This window comes from Diaphorobacter aerolatus, from assembly GCF_014489535.1.
GTDB lineage: Bacteria > Pseudomonadota > Gammaproteobacteria > Burkholderiales > Burkholderiaceae_C > Diaphorobacter_A > Diaphorobacter_A aerolatus.
The window spans coordinates 1,222,695-1,247,947 of sequence record NZ_CP060783.1; the positions used below are offsets into that span (position 1 = coordinate 1,222,695).

16 protein-coding genes and 4 pseudogenes are annotated in these 25,253 nt (G+C 62.0%); 8 read left to right on the top strand and 12 right to left on the bottom strand.

Features of this window, described 5'->3' with window-relative positions; all coding sequences use genetic code 11:
* Nucleotides 1-29: 29 nt before the first annotated feature.
* The 6 genes and pseudogenes from H9K75_RS05700 to H9K75_RS05725 form a co-directional block, all read right to left on the bottom strand.
* Nucleotides 30-1,106 carry an extracellular solute-binding protein gene (locus H9K75_RS05700; RefSeq protein WP_226858561.1) on the bottom strand — a complete coding sequence of 359 codons (1,077 nt, stop codon included), beginning with the start codon at nt 1,104-1,106 and terminating at the stop codon, nt 30-32.
* Nucleotides 1,107-1,178: 72 nt separating this feature from the next.
* Nucleotides 1,179-2,021: an ABC transporter permease gene (locus H9K75_RS05705; protein WP_226858562.1), complete on the bottom strand. Its 843-nt coding sequence runs from the start codon at nt 2,019-2,021 to the stop codon at nt 1,179-1,181.
* Entirely contained in the window at nt 2,018-2,932 is a 915-nt protein-coding gene (locus tag H9K75_RS05710; RefSeq protein ID WP_187725086.1) for an ABC transporter permease, read from the bottom strand. The genes H9K75_RS05705 and H9K75_RS05710 overlap by 4 nt, the downstream gene beginning before the upstream one ends.
* Complete coding sequence (locus H9K75_RS05715; protein WP_187725087.1) at nt 2,929-4,080, bottom strand: ABC transporter ATP-binding protein; 1,152 nt, start codon at nt 4,078-4,080, stop codon at nt 2,929-2,931. The genes H9K75_RS05710 and H9K75_RS05715 overlap by 4 nt, the downstream gene beginning before the upstream one ends.
* A 45-nt stretch (nt 4,081-4,125) precedes the next feature.
* Nucleotides 4,126-5,379 (bottom strand): aminotransferase class III-fold pyridoxal phosphate-dependent enzyme, encoded by a 1,254-nt coding sequence (locus H9K75_RS05720; RefSeq protein ID WP_187725088.1) that lies wholly within the window; start codon nt 5,377-5,379, stop codon nt 4,126-4,128.
* 307 nt (nt 5,380-5,686) lie between these two features.
* Nucleotides 5,687-7,323 (bottom strand): annotated as a pseudogene (locus H9K75_RS05725) (acyl-CoA synthetase).
* 155 nt (nt 7,324-7,478) lie between these two features.
* On the opposite strand from H9K75_RS05725, the gene dnaG reads away from it, so the two are divergent.
* From dnaG to H9K75_RS05750, 5 genes and pseudogenes are all read left to right on the top strand, one after another.
* A complete protein-coding gene (dnaG, locus tag H9K75_RS05730; protein WP_187725089.1) occupies nt 7,479-9,485 on the top strand; it encodes a DNA primase in 2,007 nt (668 codons plus the stop codon).
* Between the two features lie 262 nt (nt 9,486-9,747).
* Nucleotides 9,748-12,177, top strand: a complete 2,430-nt coding sequence (rpoD, locus tag H9K75_RS05735) for an RNA polymerase sigma factor RpoD (RefSeq protein WP_187725090.1) — start codon at nt 9,748-9,750, stop codon at nt 12,175-12,177.
* A gap of 300 nt (nt 12,178-12,477) precedes the next feature.
* Nucleotides 12,478-13,374, top strand: a pseudogene (locus H9K75_RS05740) (ketopantoate reductase family protein); the annotation flags it as partial.
* A 136-nt stretch (nt 13,375-13,510) separates the two neighbouring features.
* Nucleotides 13,511-13,813 (top strand): annotated as a pseudogene (locus H9K75_RS05745) (winged helix-turn-helix transcriptional regulator); the annotation flags it as partial.
* 255 nt (nt 13,814-14,068) lie between these two features.
* Nucleotides 14,069-14,428 carry an FKBP-type peptidyl-prolyl cis-trans isomerase gene (locus tag H9K75_RS05750; protein ID WP_187725093.1) on the top strand — a complete coding sequence of 120 codons (360 nt, stop codon included), beginning with the start codon at nt 14,069-14,071 and terminating at the stop codon, nt 14,426-14,428.
* 74 nt (nt 14,429-14,502) lie between these two features.
* On the opposite strand, the gene H9K75_RS05755 is transcribed toward H9K75_RS05750, so the two are convergent.
* The 4 genes and pseudogenes from H9K75_RS05755 to ppsA form a co-directional block, all read right to left on the bottom strand.
* On the bottom strand, nt 14,503-15,009 hold the full coding sequence (locus tag H9K75_RS05755) for a hypothetical protein (protein WP_187725094.1): 507 nt from the start codon (nt 15,007-15,009) through the stop codon (nt 14,503-14,505).
* Nucleotides 15,010-15,138: 129 nt separating this feature from the next.
* On the bottom strand, nt 15,139-17,208 hold the full coding sequence (locus H9K75_RS05760) for a VC_2705 family sodium/solute symporter (protein WP_187725095.1): 2,070 nt from the start codon (nt 17,206-17,208) through the stop codon (nt 15,139-15,141).
* Nucleotides 17,201-17,503 carry a DUF4212 domain-containing protein gene (locus H9K75_RS05765; protein WP_404826431.1) on the bottom strand — a complete coding sequence of 101 codons (303 nt, stop codon included), beginning with the start codon at nt 17,501-17,503 and terminating at the stop codon, nt 17,201-17,203. Before H9K75_RS05765 ends, H9K75_RS05760 begins: the two co-directional genes overlap by 8 nt.
* Before the next feature lie 28 nt (nt 17,504-17,531).
* Nucleotides 17,532-19,921, bottom strand: a pseudogene (gene ppsA / locus H9K75_RS05770) (phosphoenolpyruvate synthase).
* 285 nt (nt 19,922-20,206) lie between these two features.
* On the opposite strand from ppsA, the gene ppsR reads away from it, so the two are divergent.
* Complete coding sequence (ppsR, locus tag H9K75_RS05775) at nt 20,207-21,028, top strand: posphoenolpyruvate synthetase regulatory kinase/phosphorylase PpsR (protein WP_187725931.1); 822 nt, start codon at nt 20,207-20,209, stop codon at nt 21,026-21,028.
* Nucleotides 21,029-21,037: 9 nt separating this feature from the next.
* A complete protein-coding gene (locus H9K75_RS05780) occupies nt 21,038-21,883 on the top strand; it encodes a DUF4261 domain-containing protein (RefSeq protein WP_187725096.1) in 846 nt (281 codons plus the stop codon).
* Nucleotides 21,884-21,927: 44 nt separating this feature from the next.
* Here the strand turns inward: H9K75_RS05780 and ahpF are convergent, their stop codons facing one another.
* Both ahpF and ahpC read right to left on the bottom strand, forming a co-directional pair.
* Nucleotides 21,928-23,484, bottom strand: coding sequence for an alkyl hydroperoxide reductase subunit F (gene ahpF, locus H9K75_RS05785; RefSeq protein ID WP_187725097.1), 1,557 nt, complete (start codon nt 23,482-23,484; stop codon nt 21,928-21,930).
* Between the two features lie 278 nt (nt 23,485-23,762).
* The gene (ahpC, locus tag H9K75_RS05790) at nt 23,763-24,326 is read right to left on the bottom strand and encodes an alkyl hydroperoxide reductase subunit C (RefSeq protein WP_187725098.1); all 564 of its coding nucleotides are present in this window, start codon (nt 24,324-24,326) and stop codon (nt 23,763-23,765) included.
* A 400-nt stretch (nt 24,327-24,726) separates the two neighbouring features.
* Here ahpC and bfr point away from each other — a divergent pair, with 400 nt between their 5' ends.
* Entirely contained in the window at nt 24,727-25,203 is a 477-nt protein-coding gene (gene bfr / locus H9K75_RS05795; protein WP_187725099.1) for a bacterioferritin, read from the top strand.
* Nucleotides 25,204-25,253: the final 50 nt, after the last annotated feature.

Here is a 25,253-nt window from a genome sequence, read left to right on the forward strand (position 1 = left end):
GCCCATGAAGCAACACGCACGGCAGCAGTTCAGCGGCCCAGCCAGGAGATCCAGCGGTCACGCAGCATCTGGCGGTTTTTACCGACCCACTCGTGGTCTGCAACGATCAGCTTGTCGAAGTTCTCCGGAGAGGTTGCAAGCAATGCGCGACGCTCGGGTGTGATCAGCGCGGCGGTGCCCGCAAAGCCCGTGTCGTAGCTGATGGCGTTCACGAATTTCACATGCTCCTGCGCGGGCAGGCCGTAGAAAAATTCGATGTATGCGGCTGCGGCCTTGGGGTGCGGCGCACTCTTGGGAATGGCCATGTAGGCCACGTCGCTGATGGCCTGATTCCACGTGGTGGCGATGGGCAACTTCGCATTGACGAGCGAGATGAGCTTGCTCGAATATCCCATCGTCATCACAACTTCCTTGTTGCGCATGATCTGCATGAGTTGATCGCCGCTTTTCCACCAGACCGCGATATGAGGGCGAATGACATCGAGCTTCTTGTAGGCGCGGTCGAGATCGAGCGGGAACAGCTTGTCGGCCGGGACCCCATCCGCGAGCAACGCGGCCACCGGCAGCCACCATTCGCGGTCACCCGTATCGGGCAGGCCGCGCGGGCCCGGAAACTTCGTCGTATCCCAAAAATCGGCCCAGGTCCTGGGTACGTTGTTGCCCTTGAATGCATCGGTGCTGTAGCCGAGTTGCATCCCGCCGACGGTGCGCATCACGCCAAAGGGTGTGCACGCGCCCTTGACGCCGTTCGCTGCGACGTTCGGGAATTTGCTGCAATCGATGGGTTGCAGCAGTTCCTTCTTCTGCACCAGATCGGGCGGCGTGGCCGTGACGATGTCGAACTCCACACTGCCGCTGCGCGACATGGCCTGAAGCTTGGCCCATTGGTCGGGCACTTCAATCGCCACAGGCACGACCTCGACGCCCGTCGCCTTGCTGAACGGCGTGTAGAAGTAGCGCGACAGCGTCTTCTCCATGACACCGCCGGTGCTTGAAATCACGAGTTCCTTTTCAAGGCCCTGCGCCATTGCCTCAGGCACTCCCGCGATGGCCGTACAGGCAAGTGCAGCGAGGACTGCGGATTTGAATCGGGATATCCATTTCATGATCGGTATTCCTTGTGAGTGGGAATCAAAATAGAAGAAAGAAGAACAACAACAACGGGGAAGTCGGAGCCGTCACTGGCGACCCCTGCGCTTCTCAAGCACACGCAGCAACGCGACCGCGAGCAGCACCGCCACCGACAGCAAGGTCAGCAAGGTGGCAATCGCCGGAATGATCGGAGTGAGGTTCTGCTCGATGTCGTCAAACATTCGCCGTGGCAGGGTCTGCTGGCGCACGCTGGAGACAAAGAAGGAAACCACGGGTTCATCAAACGAAATGATGAAAGCGAACAGTGCGCCACTCAGCAGTCCGGGCACGATCAGCGGCAGGGTCACGAGGAAGAACGCCCTCGTCCTGCTCGCTCCGCAGCTCATGGCCGCGCATTCGAGATCGGGATCGACGCGCGACAACGCGGCCGACACCGTGAACACCACGAACGGCAATGCGATCACCGTGTGCGCGGCAACGAAGCCCGTCATCGTGCCGACGACACCAAGACGCTGGAAGAACAGATAACAGGCCACGGCCAGCGCGATGTGCGGCGCGATCACCGGGCCGATCACCAGCCATTGCGCCGCGCCCCGCAAACGCGCGGTACCGCGAACAATGGCGTAGGAGACCATGGTGCCGATCACCACCGAACACAGCATCGTGAGCGCTGCGACCTGAAGGCTCAGCAATGCCGCCTTCTGCCACTGCGCATCGGCGAAGAATTCCCCGTACCAGTGCAGCGTGAAGCCGCTCGGTGGAAACTCCAGGAAATCCTTCGGGCTGAAGGACATCGGCACGATGATCAGTGTCGGCAGCATGATGAACAGCACCACCAGCACCACATAGATGCGCAGCGAGAAATTGCCGAGATCGAACGGTGCGCGCCTGCGAACGCGGGTGCTTTCCATGGTTTCGATTGCGCTCATGCTCCACCTCCCATCAACCGGTCAAAACTCACTGCCTTCTTGAACACCATCGTGAGCGTCGCGACCACGGCCATCAGTACGCCGATCAGTGCGGCGGCGAAGGGCCAGTCGAGCATTTCGCGCACCTGCTGCGACACCAGCGTGGCGATCATCAACTCCTGCGGGCTGCCGACCAGTGCAGGCGTCACGAAGAATCCGAGCGCCGAGAGGAACACCATCAGACAGCCGCTCCAGACGCCCGCGCGGCTCATCGGCAGCAGCACCTCGAAGAACGCGCGACGACGACTGGCGCCGAGCATCGCGGCGGCTCGCATGTAGTCGTCGGGGATGTTCCTGAGCGCCGCGTAGATCGGCAGGATCATGAATGGCAGCAACACATGCGCCATCGCGAGCACCACCGAGCCTTCGGTGTAGAGCAGCTTGATCGGTTCGCCGACAATCCCGAGCCACTGCAGCACGTCGTTGACGATGCCCTCGCGGCGCAGCAGCACGATCCAGGCCGCCGTGCGCACCAGCACGCTGGACCACAGCGGCAGCAGCACGCAGGCGGTGAGCAGCACGGCCACGGCGCCTCTGACCCGCGTCATCATGAGCGCTAACGGAAACCCGAGCACCAGCGCGAGCACCGTGGTCAGCAGGCTGATCCAGGCGGTGCGCAGCATGACTTTCAGATAGACCGGGTTCTCGAACACCCGGGCGTAGTTCGAGAGCGTGGGATGCGGCTCAAGCACGCTCAGCGACAGCAGGCTCAACAGCGGATACGCGAACACCACGAGCATCAGCACGAAAAACGGCGTGAGCAGCAGCACGGTCGAGGCGACGCTGAGTTGCCGGTGGCCGAGCCATATTCTTTGCAGTGCCGAGGGCGTAGCGCCCGTCGGCAATGCGGGGGACAGTGCGGCTGCGGTCATGATGCGGCGACCTCGGCGCCCGCGTCCGCGCCATAGACGCGCAGCGCCTCGACGGGCCAGCGCAGACCGACACAATCGCCGGCCATGACGTTGACGCGGCTCGGATCGGGCAGGCGCGCGCGCAGCTCGGTGCCGTCGGTCAGTTGCGCGACGCACAGCACTGTCGAGCCTCCGTAGATCACACCGTTCACGACGGCGCGAAGCGCTGCCGGATCATCGGGATCGGCGAGCGTGATCTGCTCGGGCCGCAATGCGCCGACCGCATCGCCACGCGCCACGATGTTTCCGACCAGCCCCTCGGCGCGCACCTCGGTGGGGTTCGCGCCGCCCGGCAGTTGCACCAGTGCGCCGCCCGGCAGCAGCGATTGCACCTCGACCGGCATGAAGTTGGTCTCGCCGATGAAGCCTGCGACGAAGCGTGTGCGCGGACGTTCGTACAGCGCCTTGGGCTCATCGAGTTGCTGGATGCGGCCCTGGCTGAGAATCGCCACGCGATCAGCCATCGTCAACGCCTCGCCCTGATCGTGCGTGACGAAGACCACGGTGATGCCGAGCTGGGACTGGAGCCGCTTGATCTCCAGTTGCATCTCTTCGCGCAGATTCTTGTCGAGCGCACTCAGGGGCTCGTCCATCAACAGCACCTTGGGCCGGTAGACGATGGCGCGCGCCAGCGCCACGCGCTGCTGCTGTCCGCCCGACAACTGCGCCGGCATGCGGTCGCCATAACCTTCGAGGCGCACGGTGGCGAGCGCCTGCTCGGCCAGGCGCAGCCGTTCCGCCTTCGCCACGCCGCGCATCTTCAGGCCGAACGCCACGTTGTCGCGCACCGACAGATGCGGAAACAGCGTGTACTTCTGGAACACCATGCCCAGATTGCGCTGGTTCGCGGGCAGATAGGTAACGTCCCGACCGTCGATGCTGATGCTGCCGGAATCGGGTAGCTCGAAACCGGCAATGCTCATCAAGATGGAAGTCTTGCCTGACCCGCTGGGTCCAAGCAGCGCCAGAAATTCACCGGGTCTGACGACCAGCGAGACATCATCCACGGCCCGCACGGAGCCGTAACGTTTCGCGAGATTCTTGATTTCAATGGCGCCGCCCGCAGTGGATGAGGTGTCGGCGTGTAGTGGGCTTGCTGCAAATACCATGCGCGTGTGCTCCCGTAATGCTGTGGGCTTCAACTGGCTCGCGCTTCAGCACTGGCCGTAACGCGAGGCCACGACCGCAAACGCGGAATCCGTGGCCTGCAATGCGAGGTCGATGTCCCGCTCGGTATGCGCAAGCGAGAAAAACATGTTGTGGCAGGGGTGCAGATAGACCCCGTGGCGCAGCGTCTCGACGGTGAACGCGGCACCCTTTTTGAGACTCGCGTCGTCGTCGAAAAGAATCAAGGGCATTGCCGCGGGGCCGCTCTGGCGCACGGTCACCCGGTGGCTTGCGGACTGCGCGGCAATGCCATCGCGAAAACGCTGGCCCAGCCTTGCGATGTGCGAAACCACGTCGTCGCGTTGGGAAACCTCAAGCGTCGCGAGCCCCGCGGCCATGGCCACGCCACCCTGCCAGAACGAGCCCGTGGTGTAGATGCGCGTGGCCGCATCGCGCAGCGCCTCGACCCCGGTCACGGCAGCGAGTGCGTAGCCATTGGCAATCGACTTGCTCCAGGCGCTGAGGTCGGGACGCACGCCAACGGTTTCCCAGCTTCCGCCCGCGTGCACACGCAAACCGGCGCGCACCTCGTCGACGATCAGCGCGGCACCGGCTGCATCGCACAGTTCGCGGGCGCGGCGCGCAAATTCCGGCGTGGGCAGTTCCTGATCGACGCGAAGGTCGTGCTTGAAGGCGGAGCACACGATCGCGGCGAGATCGTTACCCGCCTGCTGCGCGGCGGCTTCCAGGCTCGCGACGTCGTTGTAGGTGTAGTGAATCAGGTGCGCGCGATCCTCCGGCGTGATACCGACCGGGATCGGCGTGCACCACGGATCGGCACCGTGATAGGCCTTCTCGGCGACCAGCACCTTGCGCTTGCCGGTTGCGGCGCGCGCCACCATCAGGCAGACGGTTGTCGCGTCGGTGCCGTTCTTCTGAAACAGCGCCCAGTCGGCGTGCGCGGTCCGCTCGACGAAGCGTTCGGCCAGCTCGACAAATCGCGCCGTAGGCCCGTTCAGGCAATCGCCCTGAGCGTGCTGGCGACGAACCGCTTCTTCGACCTCCGGATGGTGATGACCGAGCAGGTTCGGACCCCAACTGCACATGAAGTCGATGTATTCGTTGCCATCGACGTCCCAGAGATGACAGCCCTGCCCGCGCTCGAAGAACTGCGGATAGCCCGCCGGTAGCAAGGCCGCGTTGAGGTGACCGGTCATGCCCCCTGGCACGACCCGCTTGGCGCGCTCACGCAGCGCGGTGTTTTGAAAACTCGGCCTGGAGTGGCTGACTTCTGACGACATGTGAACCTCTGGTTTTCGATCAATTTGCTATACGATATATCATGTTTCATATCAAAAAAATGGTGAAAACCCGATGCGAAACCGTCGCGATATCTGTTAACGCGCGTTCAATATCTAACAAATACTAACAATTGGAAATATAAAGAAAAACCCACGCCTGCGATAGGCCGCCGCCGTGCGGCCCCTCCGGGCGAATGGTTTGACACGCCGCCGCTGCTGACGATCAATAGAGGCCGCGAGGCGCGACCACAGGGATGGCCGTGGCACTGCGGGAGACGGGCCGCGCTGACCCGCCCCTGTCTGGCGCTCAGGCGTCGATGGCCGACGCCGAGCCTGCCTGCTTGCGCAGCTCGAACTTCTGGATCTTGCCGGTGCTGGTCTTGGGCAGGTCGCCGAACACCACGGCGCGCGGGACCTTGTAACCCGCGAGGTGCTTCTTGCAGTGCGCGACGATGTCCTGCTCCGTCGTCATCGCTCCGGCCTTCAGCTCTACGAACGCGCACGGCGTCTCGCCCCACTTGGCGTCGGGCTTGGCAACCACCGCCGCCGCGAGCACGTCGGGATGGCGATACAGCACGTCCTCCACCTCGATGGACGAGATGTTCTCGCCACCCGAGATGATGATGTCCTTGCTGCGGTCCTTGATCTTGATGTAGCCGTCGGGATACTGCACGGCCAGATCGCCCGAATGAAACCAGCCGCCACGAAACGCCTCTTCGGTCGCCGCCGGGTTCTTCAGGTAGCCCTTCATGGCGATGTTGCCCTGGAACATGATCTCGCCCATGGTTTCGCCATCGTGCGGCACGGGCTTCATGGTTTCAGGATCGAGCACGGCGGCAGAACGCTGCAGGTGATAGCGCACCCCCTGGCGCGCGTTGAGCCGCGCGCGCTCGCCGATGTCAAGCTCGTCCCAGGCATCGTGCCTGGCGCAGACAGTCGCGGGACCATAGACCTCGGTGAGCCCGTAGACGTGCGTGATGTCGAAGCCCATGGCCTCCATGCCTTCGATCATCGCGGCGGGTGGCGCCGCCCCGCCACCATCGATTTCACGCCCGCCGGCACGCCCTCCTTCATGGCCGCTGGCGCGTTCACGAGCAGGCTCTGAACAATCGGCGCGCCGCAGTAATGCGTGACGCCGTGGTCGCGGATCGCATCGAAGATCGCCTGCGCATCCACACGGCGCAGGCAGACGTTCACGGCCGCGCGCGCGGCCACGGTCCAGGGGAAGCACCAGCCGTTGCAGTGGAACATGGGCAGCGTCCACAGATAGACCGCATGCTTGGGCATGTCCCATTCGAGCACATTGCTGATCGCGTTGATCGTCGCTCCCCGATGGTGGTAGACCACTCCCTTGGGATTGCCGGTCGTGCCACTCGTGTAGTTGAGCGCAATCGCGTCCCACTCGTTGCCAGGCAACTGCCACGCGAAGCGGGCATCGCCCTTGGCGAGAAACTCCTCGTAGGTCTGCGTGCCGATGGCCTGCGAGGCCGCGCCGTAGAGTTCGTCGACCACATCGATCACGAGCAGCGGCGTCGTCAGCTTGCGCAGCGGCAGCGCCTTGGCGACGATGGGCGCAAACTCGGGATCGACGATCAGCACCCTGGCCTCGCCATGGTCGAGCATGAAGGCAATCGTCTCCGGATCGAGCCGCGTGTTGAGCGTGTTGAGCACCGCACCCGCCATCGGAATGCCGAAGTGCGCCTCCACCATCGGCGGCGTGTTGGGCAACATCACGGCCACGGTGTCGTTCTTGCCGATGCCCGCCTTTTGCAGGCTGCTCGCCAATTGACGGCAGCGCGCATAGGTCTCACCCCAGGTGCGACGCAGGTCACCGTAGATGATGGCGGTCCTGTCCGGATAGATCTCAGCGGTGCGTTCGATGAAGGACAAGGGTGTCAGCGGCGCGTGATTGGCTTCGTTCTGATCCAGTTGCTGGTCGTAGATGCTGAGGGTCACGTTGTCTCCTGTTCATTCGATGCAATCGGTCGGCCCCTGTGCGTGCCGAGGGGCGTTCCGTGATTACAGCAGAGGTCGCTGACGCCGGGCTGAGTGAAAACCACATGCGGGGAAACCGCCCGCGCTTGGGCGAAAATACCCCGGTGTCCATTCCACAGAACTTCATCCAGGATCTTCTCTCGCGCACCGACGTCGTCGACGTGGTGGGCCACTACGTGCAACTCAAGAAGGCCGGCGCCAACTACATGGGCCTGTGCCCGTTTCACGGAGAGAAGTCGCCCTCTTTCAGCGTGAGCCCGTCCAAGCAGTTCTATCACTGCTTCGGCTGCGGCAAGAATGGCAATGCCATCGGGTTTCTGATGGACCACGCGGGTCTGGGCTTTCGCGATGCGGTGCAGGATCTCGCGCAAAAGGCCGGCATGCAGGTACCCGACGATGACAACAGCTCGCCCCAGGATCGCGAACGCGCGGCTGCCCAGCGCAAGAAGCAGGCAACCCTCAACGACGTGCTTGAGAAGGCCGGTGAATCCTGGCGCAAGCAGTTGCGCGAATCGCCACGCGCCATCGGCTATTTCAAGAAGCGCGGCGTGTCCGGGCAGATCGCCAAGAAATACGGGCTGGGCTATGCGCCCGAGGGCTGGCGCAATCTCGCTAGCGTGTTTCCGAGCTACGAGGACCCGCTGCTCGAGGAAAGCGGCCTGGTCATCGTCGGCGAGGAAGACGACAAGCGCTACGACCGTTTCCGCGACCGCGTGATGTTTCCGATCCGCAATGTCAAGGGCGAATGCATAGGCTTCGGTGGCCGGGTTCTTGGCGACGACAAGCCGAAGTATCTGAACTCTCCCGAAACCGAGGTGTTCCACAAGGGGCGCGAGCTGTACGGGCTGTTCGAGGCGCGCAGCGCCATCCGCGAGGCCGGCTATGCGCTCGTCACCGAAGGCTATATGGACGTGGTCGCGCTTGCACAACTGGGATTTCCGAACGCCGTCGCAACGCTTGGCACGGCGTGCACGCCCGATCACGTGCACAAGCTGTTCCGCTTCACCGACACCGTGGTGTTCAGCTTCGACGGCGACGCCGCCGGACGCCGCGCGGCGCGCAAGGCGCTCGATGGCGCCCTGCCCTACGCAAGCGATACGCGCAGCGTGAAGTTCCTGTTCCTGCCAAGCGAGCACGATCCGGACAGCTTCGTGCGCGAATACGGCGGCGATGCGTTCGCCCGCCACGTGGGCGATGCCATGCCGCTCAGCCGCTTTCTGCTCGAGGCCTCGGGGGAAGGCTGCGACCTGGGCACGGCAGAGGGTCGCGCGCACATGCTCGCCAACGCAAGACCGCTGTGGAGCCTGCTGCCCGACGGCGCGCTCAAGCGGCAACTGCTGGCCGAACTCGGCGAACTCGGCCAATTGCCGGCCAACGATCTGAGCCAGCTTTGGGCGCAGGCGCCACAGCCGCAGGGACGCGGCGGATTCCGTCCGGCAGGTGGCGGCGCAGCGGGTGCGGAGGACGGCATGCCGTGGGACATCCCGGGCGAGCTGGCCCCGTGGGAGCGCGGCGGCGAGCCGTCGTTTGCGCCCCACGATGGATACCCCGCGGCGGGCGGCTATCCGTCATCGGCGCAAATGAAAAAGCCGTGGCGCGGCAACGGCACCTGGAAAAAACGCTGGGGCAAGGACGCCGATCTGCCGCCACAGCCGCCGCTTGCGCGCGACGCGGTCGCCAAAAAGGAAGACCATGCCGTGCGGCTGATGCTGTCGCACATGGAGTTTCTCGAAGATCTGTCGCACGAAGACCACACCATGCTGTGCGATCTTCCCGCGCCCCACGGTCCGATCTTCGTCTGGATCGAAGGCCAGTTGCACGAACACGGCCCGCTCGCCTGGGCGGTATTGCAGGAATCGCTCACCGGCCACGAATACGAGACCAAGATGCGCAGGCTCATGACCGGCTCCCACGCCCAGACGGAGGGAGACGTTGCGGAGCTGCGCACCGAGCTACGGGACATTCTCAATCGCCTGCTGATCGACCATCTGCGGCGTCAGGAAAACGCGCTGATCCAGCTCGCGGGAAGCGATCCCGCTGCGTTGACCAAATACAAAGAATTACAGAATCGTCGAATTGCTCTGGAAAACCCCAAGCTGTCAAGCTCTTGAATTGCCTGTAAAAGGTATAATTTAAGGCTTGTCGGCAAGAGCGACAGCAGCACCTCCGGATCAGGCGCCCGTGACAAACACGCACAACAGCCTACCCCACCGCAAGGACTGCACTCCAAATGTTCGCCCAGACATCTTGCCAGCGAGGAATCAGTCCTCATCTGCGAAGGTAACGGTAACGTCCTTTGCCGTATTAGCCCGCGCCGGGATATGTGGCGCTTGCGTTTTCTTTGTGTGTTCGTTTTTGATCCCGAGGTAATTCATGCCTGTTCAAAAGTCCGCGAAGCCGGCCAAGTCTGCGCCTGCCAAAAGCGCCGCTGCTAAGACCGCTGCGAAGACCGTTTCCAAAGTTGCCGTGAAATCCGCGACCAAGGTGCCCGCGAAGGCGCCGCCTGCCAAAAAGGCAGCGGCCAAGCCCGCCACCAAGGCCGCAAAGAATGAAGAAATCAAGACCGTGCCTGCGAAGAAATCTGCCGCCTCCAAGGAAACCACCGAAGAATTGAAGAAAAAGCCCGCGCGCGCCGCTGCTGCTGCCGCTGCCGCCCCTGTTGCGGATGCTGGCGACGACGACACACCAAAGAAGCGCCCGGGTCGCCCGGCCAAGGCTGCCGCCGCTGCGGCTGAAGCCAAGGCGCCGGCCAAGCGTGGCCGCAAGCCCAAGGCCAAGGAAGACGAAGGCTCGGCCGATGACGCCGACCTGTCGGATATCGAGTCTGACCTCGAAGGCGAGCCGGAACCCGAAGTCGAACAGGTCGCTACGGTCGAGAAGGTCAAGCCACTGCGCATGAAGATCAGCAAGGCGAAGGAACGCGCCTTGATGAAGGAATTCGGCCTGGACGAAACCGTCCTGTCCGAAGAAGACATGGCCAAGCGCCGCTCGCAGCTCAAGAAGCTGATCACGCTCGGCAAGACGCGCGGCTACCTCACGCAGGTCGAAATCTCCGATCACTTGCCCGACAAGCTGGTCGATGCCGAAACGATGGAAGTCGTGGTCACCATGTTGAACGACATGGGCGTGGCCGTGTACGAGCAGACTCCCGATGCGGAAACCCTGTTCCAGAACAACGTCACTCCCACGGCCACCACCGTCGAGGAAGCCGAAGAAGAAGCCGAAGCCGCCCTGTCCACCGTGGACTCGGAATTTGGCCGCACGACCGATCCGGTGCGCATGTACATGCGTGAAATGGGCACGGTCGAGCTGCTGACGCGCGAAGGCGAAATCGAAATCGCCAAGCGCATCGAAGGCGGCCTGCAGGACATGATGGAGGCGATCTCCGCATCGCCCGCGACCATCGCCGAAATTCTGCAGATGGGTGAAGAAATCCGCGAAGGCAAGGTCGTCATCTCGACCATCGTCGACGGTTTCTCCAATCCCAACGAAGCCGACGACTATGTGGCTGAAGAAGACTTCGACGAATTCGACGAAGACGATGACGACGACGGCAAGGGCGGCTCCAAGGCGCTGACCAAGAAGCTCGAGGAGCTCAAAAACGAGGCGCTGAGCCGCTTCGACACGCTGCGCGGTCACTTCGAGAAGATGCACAAGGTCTACGACAAGGACGGCTACGGCGGCGCGACCTACATGAAGATCCAGCACGACATCTCGGCTGAACTCATGACCATCCGCTTCACCGCCAAGACCATCGAGAAGCTGTGCGACATGCTGCGCGCCCAGGTGGACGACGTGCGCAAGAAGGAACGCGAACTGCGTCGCATCATCGTGGACAAGTGCGGCATGCCGCAGGAAACCTTCATCAAGGAATTTCCGCCCAATCTGCTGAACCTGCAATGGGTCGAAAAGCAGGCTTCCTCTGGCAAGCCCTGGAGCAACATCCTCGCGCGCAATATCCCGCCCGTGCAGGAGCTCCAGCAGCGCCTGATGGATCTGCAGGCCCGCGTGGTGGTGCCGCTCACCGAGCTCAAGGACATCAACAAGCGCATGAACGCAGGCGAAGCCGCGTCGCGCGATGCCAAGAAGGAGATGATCGAGGCCAACCTGCGCCTGGTGATCTCGATTGCCAAGAAGTACACGAACCGTGGCCTGCAATTCCTCGACCTGATCCAGGAAGGCAACATCGGTCTGATGAAGGCCGTGGACAAGTTCGAATACCGTCGCGGCTACAAGTTCTCGACCTATGCGACGTGGTGGATCCGCCAGGCCATCACGCGCTCCATCGCCGACCAGGCGCGCACGATCCGCATCCCGGTGCACATGATCGAGACCATCAACAAGATGAACCGCATCTCGCGCCAGCATCTGCAGGAGTTCGGCTTCGAGCCCGATGCGTCGATTCTCGCCGCGAAGATGGAAATTCCCGAGGACAAGATCCGCAAGATCATGAAGATCGCCAAGGAGCCGATCTCGATGGAAACCCCCATCGGCGACGACGACGACAGCCATCTGGGCGACTTCATCGAGGACAGCAACAACACCGCGCCGGTCGATGCAGCCATGCAAGCCGGGCTGCGCGATGTCGTCAAGGACATCCTCGACGGTCTCACGCCACGCGAAGCCAAGGTGCTGCGCATGCGCTTTGGTATTGAAATGTCCACCGACCACACGCTTGAAGAAGTGGGCAAGCAGTTCGACGTGACGCGCGAGCGCATCCGCCAGATCGAAGCCAAGGCGTTGCGCAAGCTCAAGCACCCGAGCCGCTCGGACAAGCTGCGCAGCTTCATCGATTCGCTGTAAGCGCGTCAGGCGCAAGGGCTGCGACACCTCGCGGCTCTGTCGCTGCCTCTTTCTTCGATCAAGCCCCGTACCGCATCGCCGGCACGGGGCTTTTTCTTTTCGTCTTTGGCCGATCCTCGTGTCCGGGTTGCCATCCGCAAAAGCCGGGACGCGCTTGAGGCAGATGCGAGCGGGGTTTTGAGCGCCGTTGACGACAGCGTTGACGCTATATTCACCGCTGCCGTCACACCAAGGACCATCCGTGCAAAACTCCAGCATTTCTCCGAACGCACAAGGCAGCCTCCTCTCCATCGCCGTCATGGGCGCGGGGCGGTGGGTTGCTACTTCGGCGCGATGCTCGCGCGCGCCGGGCACGAGGTCACGCTGATCGGTCGCCAGGCCCACGTGGAAGCGGTGCGCAAACAGGGGTTGCGCCTGCAGACCGCGACGGAAGACATCCACGTGCCAATGAATGCGAGCACCGAGGTGAGCGCCGTTCAGGGCGCGGACGTGGTGCTGTTCTGCGTGAAGTCCACCGACACGGAATCCGCCGCCGCGCAGATCAAGCCGTTTCTCGCACCGGGCACGCTCGTGCTCACGCTGCAAAACGGCGTGGACAACGACGAACGCGCGAGCGCGGTGCTCGGCCCTGATCGTCCGGTCGCGCCGGTCGTCGTCTATGTCGCCACCGCGATGGCAGGCCCCGGCCATGTGCGCCATTTCGGGCGCGGCGAGCTGGTGATTGCACCGACACCCGCAAGCGACCGCGTGGCGCAGCAGTTTGCGAAGGCCGGTATTCCGACCCAGGTGTCGCACAACGTGCGCGGCGCGCTCTGGTCCAAGCTGATCATCAACTGCGCCTACAACGCGCTGTCGGCGCTCACGCAGATGCCCTATGGCTGGCTGGTCGAGCAAGGCGGCGTGAATCCGCTGATCGACGACATCATCGACGAATGCCTTGCCGTGGCTCGCGCCGATGGCATCGATCTGCCCGAGAAGCTGCGCGACACCGTCCATGGCCTGCCGCAGACCATGCCGGGCCAACTGTCCTCGACGGCGCAGGATCTCGCTCGACACAAGCCCACCGAGATCGATCACCTCAACGGATACGTGGTGCAGCGCGGCAAGGCGCACGGCGTTCCCACGCCGGTGAACAATACGCTGCTGGTGCTGGTGCAACTGGCACAGACACCCCGCAGCGCCACGCCTTCGCGCTGACGCAATACACCCTGTGGCAAAAGCTACCAAACTTGTAGCAACATCGATTCCAAGTTATATTGAGGCCGTTTTTGCCCAACGCCCAGCAACGATGCCTCTCGGGCGGCTTTCATTTCATGCGCAAGGAGAAGCCCTCATGAGCTCCAAGGACAACGCCGCAGTCAATCAGCTGTTCGAGCGACTCGAATGCCGCTATGCGATGCGCGTGCTGTGGGCGCTGCGTGACGGCCACCCGCAAACCTTTCGCCTGCTGCAGGACAGCGTGGGCGGCATCACGCCCAACACGCTGAACACCCGCATCAAGGAACTGCGCGAGGCCAGCCTGCTCGACCACGGCAGCGAGGGCTACACCGTCACGCCACTGGGCCAGGACCTGCTCAAGCGCCTGTCGGACGTGCAGCCCTTCGCCCTGCGCTGGGCAGCCACGCATCCACGCAAAGTCACCGTGCGAGCCACCCCTGCTGCCGCGCCAGTCTCGCCCAGCTCGGTCGCACCGGACGCACAAGGCGCGCCTCCTGCCCACACCACGCCCGCGACGCCCCGGCCTTCGGACGACTAAATCGCTTCATGGCCAACCAACCCGCGCAAGTCGCGGGTTTTGTGTTTTTGGCACTATGCTTGCGACATCGCCGCCTTGCCTTCGCTGGTGCGCTCGCAGCGATTCTTATCAACCCATCCAAAGGACTTTTGCTTCATGACCTTCACCACCACCCCCTCCGGCCTGCAATACCTCGACACCGTCATCGGCGAAGGCACCGAAGCCAAGGCAGGCACGCCCGTTCGCGTGCACTACACCGGCTGGCTCTACAACGACGGCCAGCAAGGCGCCAAGTTCGACTCCAGCCGCGATCGCAACGATCCGTTTGAGTTTCCTCTGGGCGGCGGCATGGTCATCAAGGGCTGGGACGAAGGCGTGCAGGGCATGAAGGTGGGCGGCCAGCGCACGCTCGTGATTCCCGCCGCACTGGGCTACGGCGCGCGTGGTGCGGGCGGCGTGATTCCGCCGAACGCCACGCTCAAATTCGACGTGGAACTGCTGGGCGTGGGCGGTTGAACGGATTTTCCCCGCCGAAACGAAAAACGCGTCCCCCGGACGCGTTTTTTCATGGACGGTTTGCGCAGCAGCGTCTACCCATTGAGCGCATGATCGAGCCGCGCAAACTTCACATCGCCCACTGCCGCACGGATCTTGGGTGCGAGCGCGAGCAGTTCGTTATAGCCGCCCGCCGATTCCACGGCGAGCGTCAGCGGCAGGCCGCGCAAGCCCAGGCCCGAGGTCAACTCCGTCGCGACGCGGTAGGCATCCTGATAGCGTTCGCTGATACTGCGAATCACCTCGATGCCAAAGCTGCTGGGCGGTGAAAACGTGGTCGGGGTGGCAGTCGTAGTAGCGCCGGGCGCCACGGCGGCGGGTGCTGGTGCAGCGCTGGTCGCGGCAGTCGCCTCGAGCAGGCCCTGATCGATCATGACCTGCACATCCTGCGGGGTGATTCCCATGGGAGCGGTAGCATCCAGCACCTGCTGCATCGTGCGCTTTCCATCGAACAGGATGAACGCAGACCGTTGGCGAGGTGTCAGCGCACCGTGACGCTCCTTGAGCGCCAGTTGACCCGCTTGCGTTTTGACATAAATCATTGAATACCTCACATTTGGGCCGGAAGATTAGTATCGAACAATCTCAAATGTTAGTGAATTTGTATATCGGGAATGCCCGAAGCAAATCAATGATTTACGCTAAATTCATTTACATTTCGGTAGCTTTTTTTAATCACTGCGCGCACGCGTCCACAGGCTCACAAGGCAGGTCACCAGAAGGCCGAACGGAACGCCGAAAACACCGGCAGAAATCGGCTGAATGCCGAACCACAAACCATCCACCAAGAGTGGTGCGGGAACGACAGCGCGCACCACCTCCACTTGCGACAACAGGTAGTACATGGTGAGCAGCAGCCCGCACAGCATGCCTGCCACGGCTCCTTCGCGCGTGGTGCCGCGCCAGAAGATGCCCAGCACCATGGCCGGAACGAAAGCCGACGCTGCAATCGAGAACGAAGCCGACACCATCGGCAGGATTTCCGACGGCTTGAGCGCTGCCACGAATGCCGCAGACAAGGCCACGGTCAGCAGTGCGAACTTGGTGAGAATCACGCGCTGCTCGGGCGACGCACGGCGACGGGTCTCACGGAAATAAAGATCGCGCACCAGCGCATTGCTGATGGTGAGCAGCAGCCCGTCGGCGGTCGACAGCGCAGCCGCCAGACCGCCCGCTGCCACAAGGCCGGAAATCACGTAGGGCAGTCCGGCGATTTCGGGCGTGGCCAGCATGATCAGGTCGGCACCAAAGCGCATTTCGCCAAACTGCAGAATGCCGTCGCCGTTCATGTCTTCCACGGACAGCAAGGCACTATCGAGGCGCGACCATTGCGCCATCCAGCTCGGAAGTGCATCAAAGCTGCTGCCCACGAGATTGTTCATGACCTCGTGCTTGATGAGTACCGCCAGCGCGGGCGCGCTCAGGTACAAGAGCGCAATGAAGAACAGCGACCAGGCCACCGAAGAACGCGCGGCGGCCACGCTGGGCACCGTGTAGTAGCGCGTGAGCAAATGCGGCAGCCCGGCGGTGCCGACCATCAGGCAAAACATCAACGCAAGAAAATTGCGGCGCGAATTGCGGAATGCGTCGCGCTCCTCGGAGCTGCCCTCGGGATCCCCCGCAAATGCCTGGCTGTGCCGCGGCAGACCGCCAAGCGGCCGCGCGCGCTCGTAGTTCTCGCGCATCTCGCGTGTCCACAGTTCACGCGCATTCGCGGCATCGCGCGGCATCTTCACGAGTTCGCGGCTCGCGGCCACGATCAGCCCGACATCGGCGTTCTGCGCGCGCAGTTGCTGAATGCGTTCACGTGCAGCGGCGCGTTCGCGCTCCAGCGCCGCATCCACGTCGGTCAGCCGCGCTTCGTACTCGCGCGCGCGGCGCAGGTAGGCGCGCTGCACTTCCATCTCCGCAGGCGAGGCGAGCAACGCGTCCTCAAGCTCGGCGATCTTGTTGATCTGCGAGCCATATTCCATCATCGCCACGGGATTGCCCAACTGCTTGTACGCGAGCCAGGACACAGGAATCAGAAACGCCAGCAGAATGACCACGTATTGCGCCACCTGCGTCCAGGTGATGGCGCGCATGCCACCCAGAAACGAGCACAGCAGCACCCCGCCCAGCCCGAGCATGATGCCGATCTCGAACTGCACGCCGGTCAGTCGCGAGGCAATCAGTCCCACGCCGTAGATCTGCGCCACCACATAGGTGAACGAGCAGATCACCGCGGCGAGTGCGGCAATCACGCGCGGCCAGCGGCCACCAAAGCGCACCTGGAAGAAATCGGGAATCGTGTAGAGGTTCATCGCTCGCAGATGCGGCGCGATCAGGATGCCGACCAGGCAGAAGCCGCCCGTCCAGCCGAGCAGATAGGCCAGCCCGCCCGTCTGCCCCGGCAGGCCCGCAAACCCCTGCAGATAGAGCGCGCCGGACAGGCTGATGAACGACGCCGCGCTCATCCAGTCCGCCGCAGCGGCCATGCCGTTGTAGAACGGCGGAATGCGCCGCCCTGCAACGTAATATTCCTCGGGATCGGTCGTGCGGCCATACACGCCGATGCCGGCATAGGCCATCACGGTCAGGAACAGAAAAATCGGGCCGATCCAGTGTCGCGACAAGCCTTGCTGTTCGGCCCAGGCCAGGCTCGCGATGAAGCCGACGACGCCGATCACGTACAGCGTCAGAATGCGCGCGAGTCGGCTCGAATACGCGCGGCGGACCGCGCCGCCGCCGCCGTCACTCATGGGAGGACGCGGCGCTGGATTCTGCTGCTTGATCCTGTCGCTCGAAATGGTTCATGGCCGCACAGTAAACGCAGATGATCGCGATGAACATCAGGACTGCCCCTTGGGCGACCATCCAGTAACCGAATTGCCACTGTCCGATGATCCACGTCAGATCACGCACGAACCAGACCGCGCCAAAAGTGACCAGCACCCAGACGAACAAAAGCCCGGCCTTGAGCCACAAGTGCCGGGCGTCGTGCATATCGGGTGGAAAGGGAACCCCCACCTGCTCGTCATTCTCTGAATGGGGCAGCACGTGGACGAACCCTTTGCTTAAAGCCTCAGCCTGCGAGGTTCTGCCAGGTCGAAACCACACTGTCGGGATTCAGCGAAATCGACGAGATGCCCTGATCGGCAAGCCACTTGGCGAAGTCCGGATGATCGCTGGGCCCTGACCGCAGATGCCCACGTACTTGCCCTGCTTCTTGCAGGCCTCGATGGCCATGCGCAGCAGCTTCTGCAAGGCCGGATCGCGCTCGTCGAAATCTGCGGTCAGCAATTCGAGGCCGGAATCGCGGTCCAGACCGAGCGTGAGCTGCGTGAGGTCGTTCGAGCCGATGGAGAAGCCGTCGAAGTATTCCAGAAACTCGTCTGCGAGCACGGCGTTCGAGGGAATCTCGCACATCATGATGATCTTCAGATCGTTCTCGCCGCGCTTGAGGCCGTGCTCGGCCAGCAGTTGCGTCACACGGTCGGCCTGCTTGAGCGTGCGCACGAACGGCACCATCACCTGGATGTTGTTCAGTCCCATCTCGTTGCGAACGCGCTTGATCGCCTCGCACTCCATCGCAAAGGCTTCGCCGAAGTCCTCGCTGATGTAGCGCAGCGCGCCGCGAAAGCCGAGCATCGGGTTCTCTTCTTCGGGCTCGTAGCGGCTGCCGCCGATCAGCTTGCGGTATTCGTTGGACTTGAAATCCGACAGACGCACGATGACCGGCTTGGGCCAGAAAGCGGCGGCAATCGTCGCCACGCCTTCGGCCACCTTGTCCACGTAGAACGCGCGCGGCGAGGCATGGCCACGGGCCACGGACTCGACGGCCTTCTTGAGATCGGCGTCGACGGCCGGGTAGTCGAGGATGGCCTTGGGATGCACGCCAATGTTGTTGTTGATGATGAATTCAAGACGCGCCAGCCCCACCCCTTCGTTGGGCAGTTGCGCAAAGTCGAACGCGAGCTGCGGGTTGCCCACGTTCATCATGATCTTGGTGCTGATCTTGGGCATCACGCCGCGCTGCACTTCGGTGACTTCGGTTTCGAGCAGGCCATCGTAGATCTTGCCGGTGTCGCCCTCGGCGCAGCTCACGGTGACGAGCGTGCCCTCCTTGAGCAGCGAGGTCGCGTCGCCGCATCCCACCACGGCGGGAATGCCCAGTTCACGCGCGATGATCGCCGCGTGGCAGGTACGACCGCCACGGTTGGTGACGATGGCGGAGGCGCGCTTCATCACCGGCTCCCAGTTGGGATCGGTCATGTCGGTCACGAGCACGTCGCCGGGCTGCACCTTGTCCATCTCGGCAATGTCGTTCACCAGACGCACCGGGCCGGTGCCGATCTTCTGACCGATGGCGCGGCCCTCGGCGATCACCGTGCCCGTGCCCTTGAGCTTGAAGCGCTGCTCGGCCTGGCCCTTGGACTGGCTCTTCACGGTCTCGGGACGCGCCTGCAGGATGTAGAGCTGCCCATCGGTGCCGTCCTTGCCCCATTCGATATCCATCGGACGACCGTAGTGCTTCTCGATGATCAGCGCGTATCGGGCGAGTTGCTCGACGTCGGCGTCGGTCAGCGAATAGCGGTTGCGCAGTTCCGGTGCCACGTCGGTGGTCTTCACCAGCTTGCCTGAAGCGGCCTTTTCCTCGGCCGAGGCGAACACCATCTGGATCAGCTTGCTGCCCAGATTGCGGCGGATGACCGACTTGTTGCCAGCCTCGAGCATCGGCTTGTGCACATAGAACTCGTCGGGATTGACCGCGCCCTGCACCACCGTTTCGCCGAGACCATAGCTCGAGGTGATGAACACCACTTCCTCGAAGCCGGATTCGGTGTCGATGGTGAACATCACGCCGGCTGCGCCGGTGTCCGAGCGCACCATGCGCTGCACGCCAGCCGACAGCGCGACCACGTCGTGTGCAAAACCCTTGTGAACGCGATACGAAATGGCGCGGTCGTTGTAGAGCGACGCAAACACTTCCTTCATCTTGTGCAGCACGTCTTCGATGCCGACCACGTTCAGAAAGGTTTCCTGCTGACCGGCAAACGAGGCGTCCGGAAGATCTTCGGCAGTGGCTGAGGAACGCACCGCAAAGCTCGCCTGCACGTTGCCTCCAGCGAGCGTCGCAAACGCATCGCGAACCGCCTTTTCAAGATCGGCTGGAAACGGCTGGCTTTCCATCCAGCCGCGAATCTCGGCACCGGCTGCGGCCAGGGCACGCACGTCGTCCACGTCGAGCGTCGCGAGCTTCTGGCTGATGCGGTCGGCCAGACCTTCGTGCTGCAGGAATTCGCGGAATGCGTGGGCGGTCGTGGCGAAACCTGTAGGCACGCGCACGCCGTCGGGCAGTTGGGAGATCATCTCGCCGAGCGAGGCGTTCTTGCCGCCTACGACCTCGACGTCGGTCATTCTCAGGTTCTCAAACGGAACGACCAGGGCGGTCGTTTCATAGAGTGCAGACATGGGGAAGCTCCAGAGTTTAAAAACCGGTGCAGGCCCGCAGCACTCGTCGGCTCAATGGCCGGAATTGAGCGCGCGAAGCCGTTTCCCACATCGCCAGGCGAAGTGCTTTGATGTTCTGGTTGTGAAGCGCCAAGAAACAACATGGGAAGGAAATTGGGAATAATGGGGCATTGTAGGGCTCCGTCGACGGACGCGCGGAAAGCGGTTTCCCGGCCCGACAATGCGAACAGGTTTTCATTCCGGCGTTTTCAAGAATACTGAAATATGAGCTCTGCCCAGCGTGCAATGCACACCCATACGATTTTCGTGATCTCCGACGGCACCGGCATCACCGCCGAGACTTTCGGCACGGCCATCATGGCCCAGTTCGAGACCAAGCCCCGCCTGATCCGCATTCCGTTCGTCGATTCAATTGACAAATGCCACCAGGCGGTCCGTCAGGTGAATCACGTTGCCGAAGTGGAAAACAAGAAGCCCATCGTCTTCACCACGCTCGTCAATCAGGAAATGCTGGATGTGATCGAGACCCAATGCAAGGGCAAGGTATTCGACATGTTCGGCACCTTCGTGCGTCCGCTGGAGATCGAACTCGGCCAGACCTCTCTGCACCGCGTGGGCCGTTTTGCCGACATCAGCGAGAGCAAGGAATACCTTGAGCGCATGGAGGCGATCAACTACACGCTCGCCCACGACGACGGCCAGACCCACAACGACCTGACCGGCGCCGACGTGATCCTCGTCGGCGTCAGCCGCAGCGGCAAGACCCCGACCAGCCTCTATCTGGCGATGCAGTTCGGCCTCAAGGTAGCCAACTACCCGCTGATCCCCGAAGATTTCGAACGCAAGCAACTACCGCCCGCGCTGGAGCCCTATCGCAAGAAACTGTTCGGCCTGACGATCGACCCCCAGCGCCTGTCCAGCATCCGCAACGAGCGCCGCCCCGACTCCAAATACGCCAGCCTGCAGAACTGCCGCTACGAGGTGGCCGAAGCCGAATCCATGATGCGCCGCTCAGGCATCGGCTGGCTGTCCAGCACCACCAAATCGATCGAAGAGATCGCAACGACGATCCTGCAGGAAGTGCTGCCGCAGCATTTGGGACACTGAACTCATACCATGAACGACGCGCAAACTGCTTTCAGCCATCGCCAGCAACCCGACATGTGGAACTTCGAGGCGCTGTACACGCGGCCTCCTGAACTCGACGGAGAAACGCTGCGCGCGGCACTCGCCGAACGGCTTGGTGACGTGGCTATAGTCTCGGACGGTGCGACGATTCTGCTCGCGTTGAACGACTACTGCGTGAATTACGCGGACAAAAAAGGCGTACCCAGCCAGATCGCCATCATGCAGGCAGACAAGCCGCTCGACCCAGCTCACTACGCCGAGGCCGCACAGCAGACCTGGGACTGGCCCGACAAGGATGCCGCGCTGGCTCAATGCCAGCATTCCGTGATGGTCACCGAACTCATGGGCCGCGGTCTCCAGATCGAAGACCGGCTCGAAATCCTCCAGGCCATCATGCATGTTGTCATCGAATGCAGTGATGTGAAGGCGATCTCCCAGACTCCTGCGCGCTGCCTGCTCAACCCCGAAACCTATCTGCAAAACCATGCGGATGGCTATGTCTACTACGGCCTGTTCAATCTGCGCTTTTTCAGCATCAGTAACGAGAACGGCGATATGTTGATGGACAGCCTTGGACTAAGCGTTTTCGGCGTGCCCGACATGCAATGCCATTTCTGGGAACTCGACCCTACCGCCATGTCGCGCATGCTGTTCAACTCCGCCGTCTACCTGATCCAGAACGGCGACGTCGTCGAAGACGGCCACACCCTTGCCGGCATCACGGAAGGCAGCAGATGGCGCTGCCAGCACGAAGACTCACTGGTCGCGCCCGAACGCATGGTGCTGGATGTGAATCCCGGTGCACCGTACGCTGCCGGCAATCGAGACAGCTAGGAAGCTCTGTACGAGAGTCCACAAGGCTGGCCGCACTCGCCCCATCAATGCCGAATCAAATGATCAAACGCTGACAGCGCAGCCGTGGCGCCTGTGCCGGCGGCGATGATGATTTGTTTGTACGGCACGTTGGTGCAATCTCCCGCACCGAACACGCCGGGCACGTTGGTGGCGCCCTTGGCGTCGATGACGATTTCGCCGAACTTGGTGAGGTCGACCGTGCCCTTGAGCCAGTCGGTGTTGGGCAGCAGGCCGATCTGCACGAAGATGCCTTCGAGTTCGATCGTGCGGATCTCGTCGTTGGTGCGGTTCTTGTACGTGATGCCGTTGACCTTGGAGCCATCGCCGTTCACTTCGGTGGTCTGTGCGTTGAGGATCACGTCCACGTTCGGCAGGCTCGCGAGTTTCTTCTGCAGCACGGCGTCGGCCTTGAGTTCAGGGGCGAATTCCAGCACCGTCACGTGGGCAACGATACCGGCCAGGTCGATGGCGGCCTCGATACCGGAGTTGCCGCCACCAATCACCGCAACGCGCTTGCCCTTGAAGAGCGGGCCGTCGCAGTGCGGGCAATAGGTGACGCCCTTGGTGCGATATTGTTCTTCGCCGGGAACGTTCATGTTTCTCCAGCGCGCACCGGTCGAGAGGATCACGGTCTTGCTCTTGAGCTTTGCGCCGTTTTCCAGTTCCACCTCGACCAGACCGCCTTCGGTCGGCGCAGGCTTCAAGGCCTTGGCGCGCTGCAAGTTCATGACCTGGACGTCGTAGTCGCCGACGTGTTGCTCCAGTGCGATGGCGAACTTCGGACCTTCGGTCTTGCTGACCGAGATGAAGTTCTCGATGTCCACGGTGTCGAGCACCTGGCCGCCAAAACGCTCGGCCGCAACGCCTGTGCGGATGCCCTTGCGCGCTGCATACACGGCAGCGGCCGCACCGGCGGGGCCACCGCCGACGACGAGCACTTCAAAAGGCTCCATCGCGTCGATCTTCGCGGCCACGCGGGCTTGGGCGCCGCTGTCGATCTTGGCGACGATCTCGGCGAGTTCCATGCGGCCCTGACCGAAGTTCTTGCCATTCAGGAACACGGTGGGCACGCCCATGATTTCGCGTTCCTTGATTTCATTCTGGAACACGGAGCCATCGATCGCGGTGTGGGTGATGCGTGGGTTCAGCACGCTCATCAGGTTGAGCGCCTGCACGACGTCTGGGCAGTTATGGCATGACAGCGAGTAGTACGTCTCGAAGTGGTACTCGCCGCTGAGGTTCTTCACCTGTTCGAGCAGATCGGCCGCTTCCTTCGAGGGATGGCCACCCACCTGAAGCAGCGCCAGCACCAGCGACGTGAATTCATGACCCAGCGGCACACCGGCGAAACGCACGCCCGTGTCCACGCCCGGGTTGGTGATCAGGAAAGAAGGCTTGCGCACATCGGCGTCGTTCTTCTCGACCACGGTGATCTTGTCAGAAAGCGCCTTGATCTCGCCAAGGAGTTCGCGCACTTCCTTGGAGGTGGCTCCATCGTCGAGCGTGGCCACCAGTTCCACCGGACGCTGCAGGCGCTCCAGATAGGCTTTCAATTGGGTTTGAAGTGTGGTGTCGAGCATGGAGATTCCTCTGAAAGTCTGGGCCTGTTCACACAACGCACGGGGATCGCGTTGTGCAATCTTGGGATGGGATGCAAGGCGCAGGCTCGAAGCAAGGTAGGTACCTTGCGAGAGACTGCAACGCCGCAGACCGCCCAAGACTGCGCAACCCTTCGGGCTCGCGCGACCCTGTGCGTTGTGTGAACAGGCCCTGGTTTTGAATAAAAAAAGCCCGGGCGCCAGGCACCCGGGCGTCTTCAACGTTTCAACTGTGTTGAGTGTGGCGGCTGGCTACCGGATCAGATCTTGCCGACCAGATCGAGCGAAGGAGCCAGAGTCTTGGCGCCCTCTTCCCACTTGGCTGGGCAAACTTCACCAGGATGCGAAGCCACGTACTGTGCAGCCTTGATCTTGCGCATCATTTCTTCTGCATTGCGGCCAATGCCTTCGGCAGTGATTTCGACGGACTGGATCACGCCCTGTGGGTCGATGATGAACGTACCGCGATTGGCCAGACCCTGGTCGGCGCGCAGCACTTCGAAGTTGTTGGAGATTTCCCAGGTCGGGTCACCAATCATGGTGTACTGGATCTTGGCGATGGTGTCGGATGCGTCGTGCCATGCCTTGTGCACGAAATGGGTGTCGGTGGACACCGAGAACACTTCCACGCCCAGCTTCTGCAACTCAGCATAGTGGTCGGCCACGTCACCCAGCTCTGTCGGGCACACGAATGTGAAGTCAGCGGGGTAGAAGAAGAACACGGCCCACTTGCCCAGAACGTCCTTTTCGGTGATGTCGATGAACTTGCCGTTCTTGAATGCGCTGGCCTTGAAAGGCTTGATGGTGGTGTTGATCACGGACATTGCTGTTTCCTTTTCGGTTGGTTGGTTGAGTGATTATTGATTGATTGATTGATTGGCTAAGAACAGACTCGAGTTTAGGCTCAAGCACTTGATTAATCCAATGAATTGACTTGATGACTTCGATTTACGAAAACTATTAACCTGAAGGCTTGCGCTGGCCTCCGGGCAACGGCTGCAAGGCCAGCCGATCCATCAGTTGCAGCCCATCCATGGAATTTTCAAGCATACGGGGAGACGCATTCACGCACTGGCTGGAATGTCATGAAATTTTGTGAGTTGCGAAATCATTTGCGAACGCAACTCAACATCACACGCAGCCATACCGCGCGCGAATGGGCATTGTCTTGCATCGGCAAGATTCGTTCGTGACAATGCGCGCATTGAACAACAGGAGTACCCCATGCAAGGCGACCCACAAGTGATTGCGCACCTGCAAGCGCAACTGAAGAACGAGCTTACGGCCATCAACCAGTACTTCCTGCACTACCGCATGCTCAAGCACTGGGGCTTCGACAAGTTGGCCAAGAAGGAATATGACGAGTCGATTGGCGAAATGAAGCACGCGGACAAGATCATGGACCGCATTTTCATGCTCGACGGCCTGCCCAATCTGCAGGATCTTGCCAAGCTGCAGGTCGGCGAGGACGTGCCGGAAATCCTCGAATGCGACCTGCGCAGCGAGCGCGGCGCGCAGGCCACGATCAAGGACGGCATCGCCCACTGCGAAGCCGTGCGCGACTACGTTTCGCGCGATCTGCTTCAGGAAATTCTGGAGGATACGGAAGAGCACATCGACTTCCTCGAAACCCAGATCGATCTGGTGGACAAGGTCGGCGTGCAGAACTATCTGCAATCGATGATGGGCGAGACTGACTGATTGATTGACTGACGAGTCCGCTCTACCCGGTTCGACGCGCCTCCAGGAGA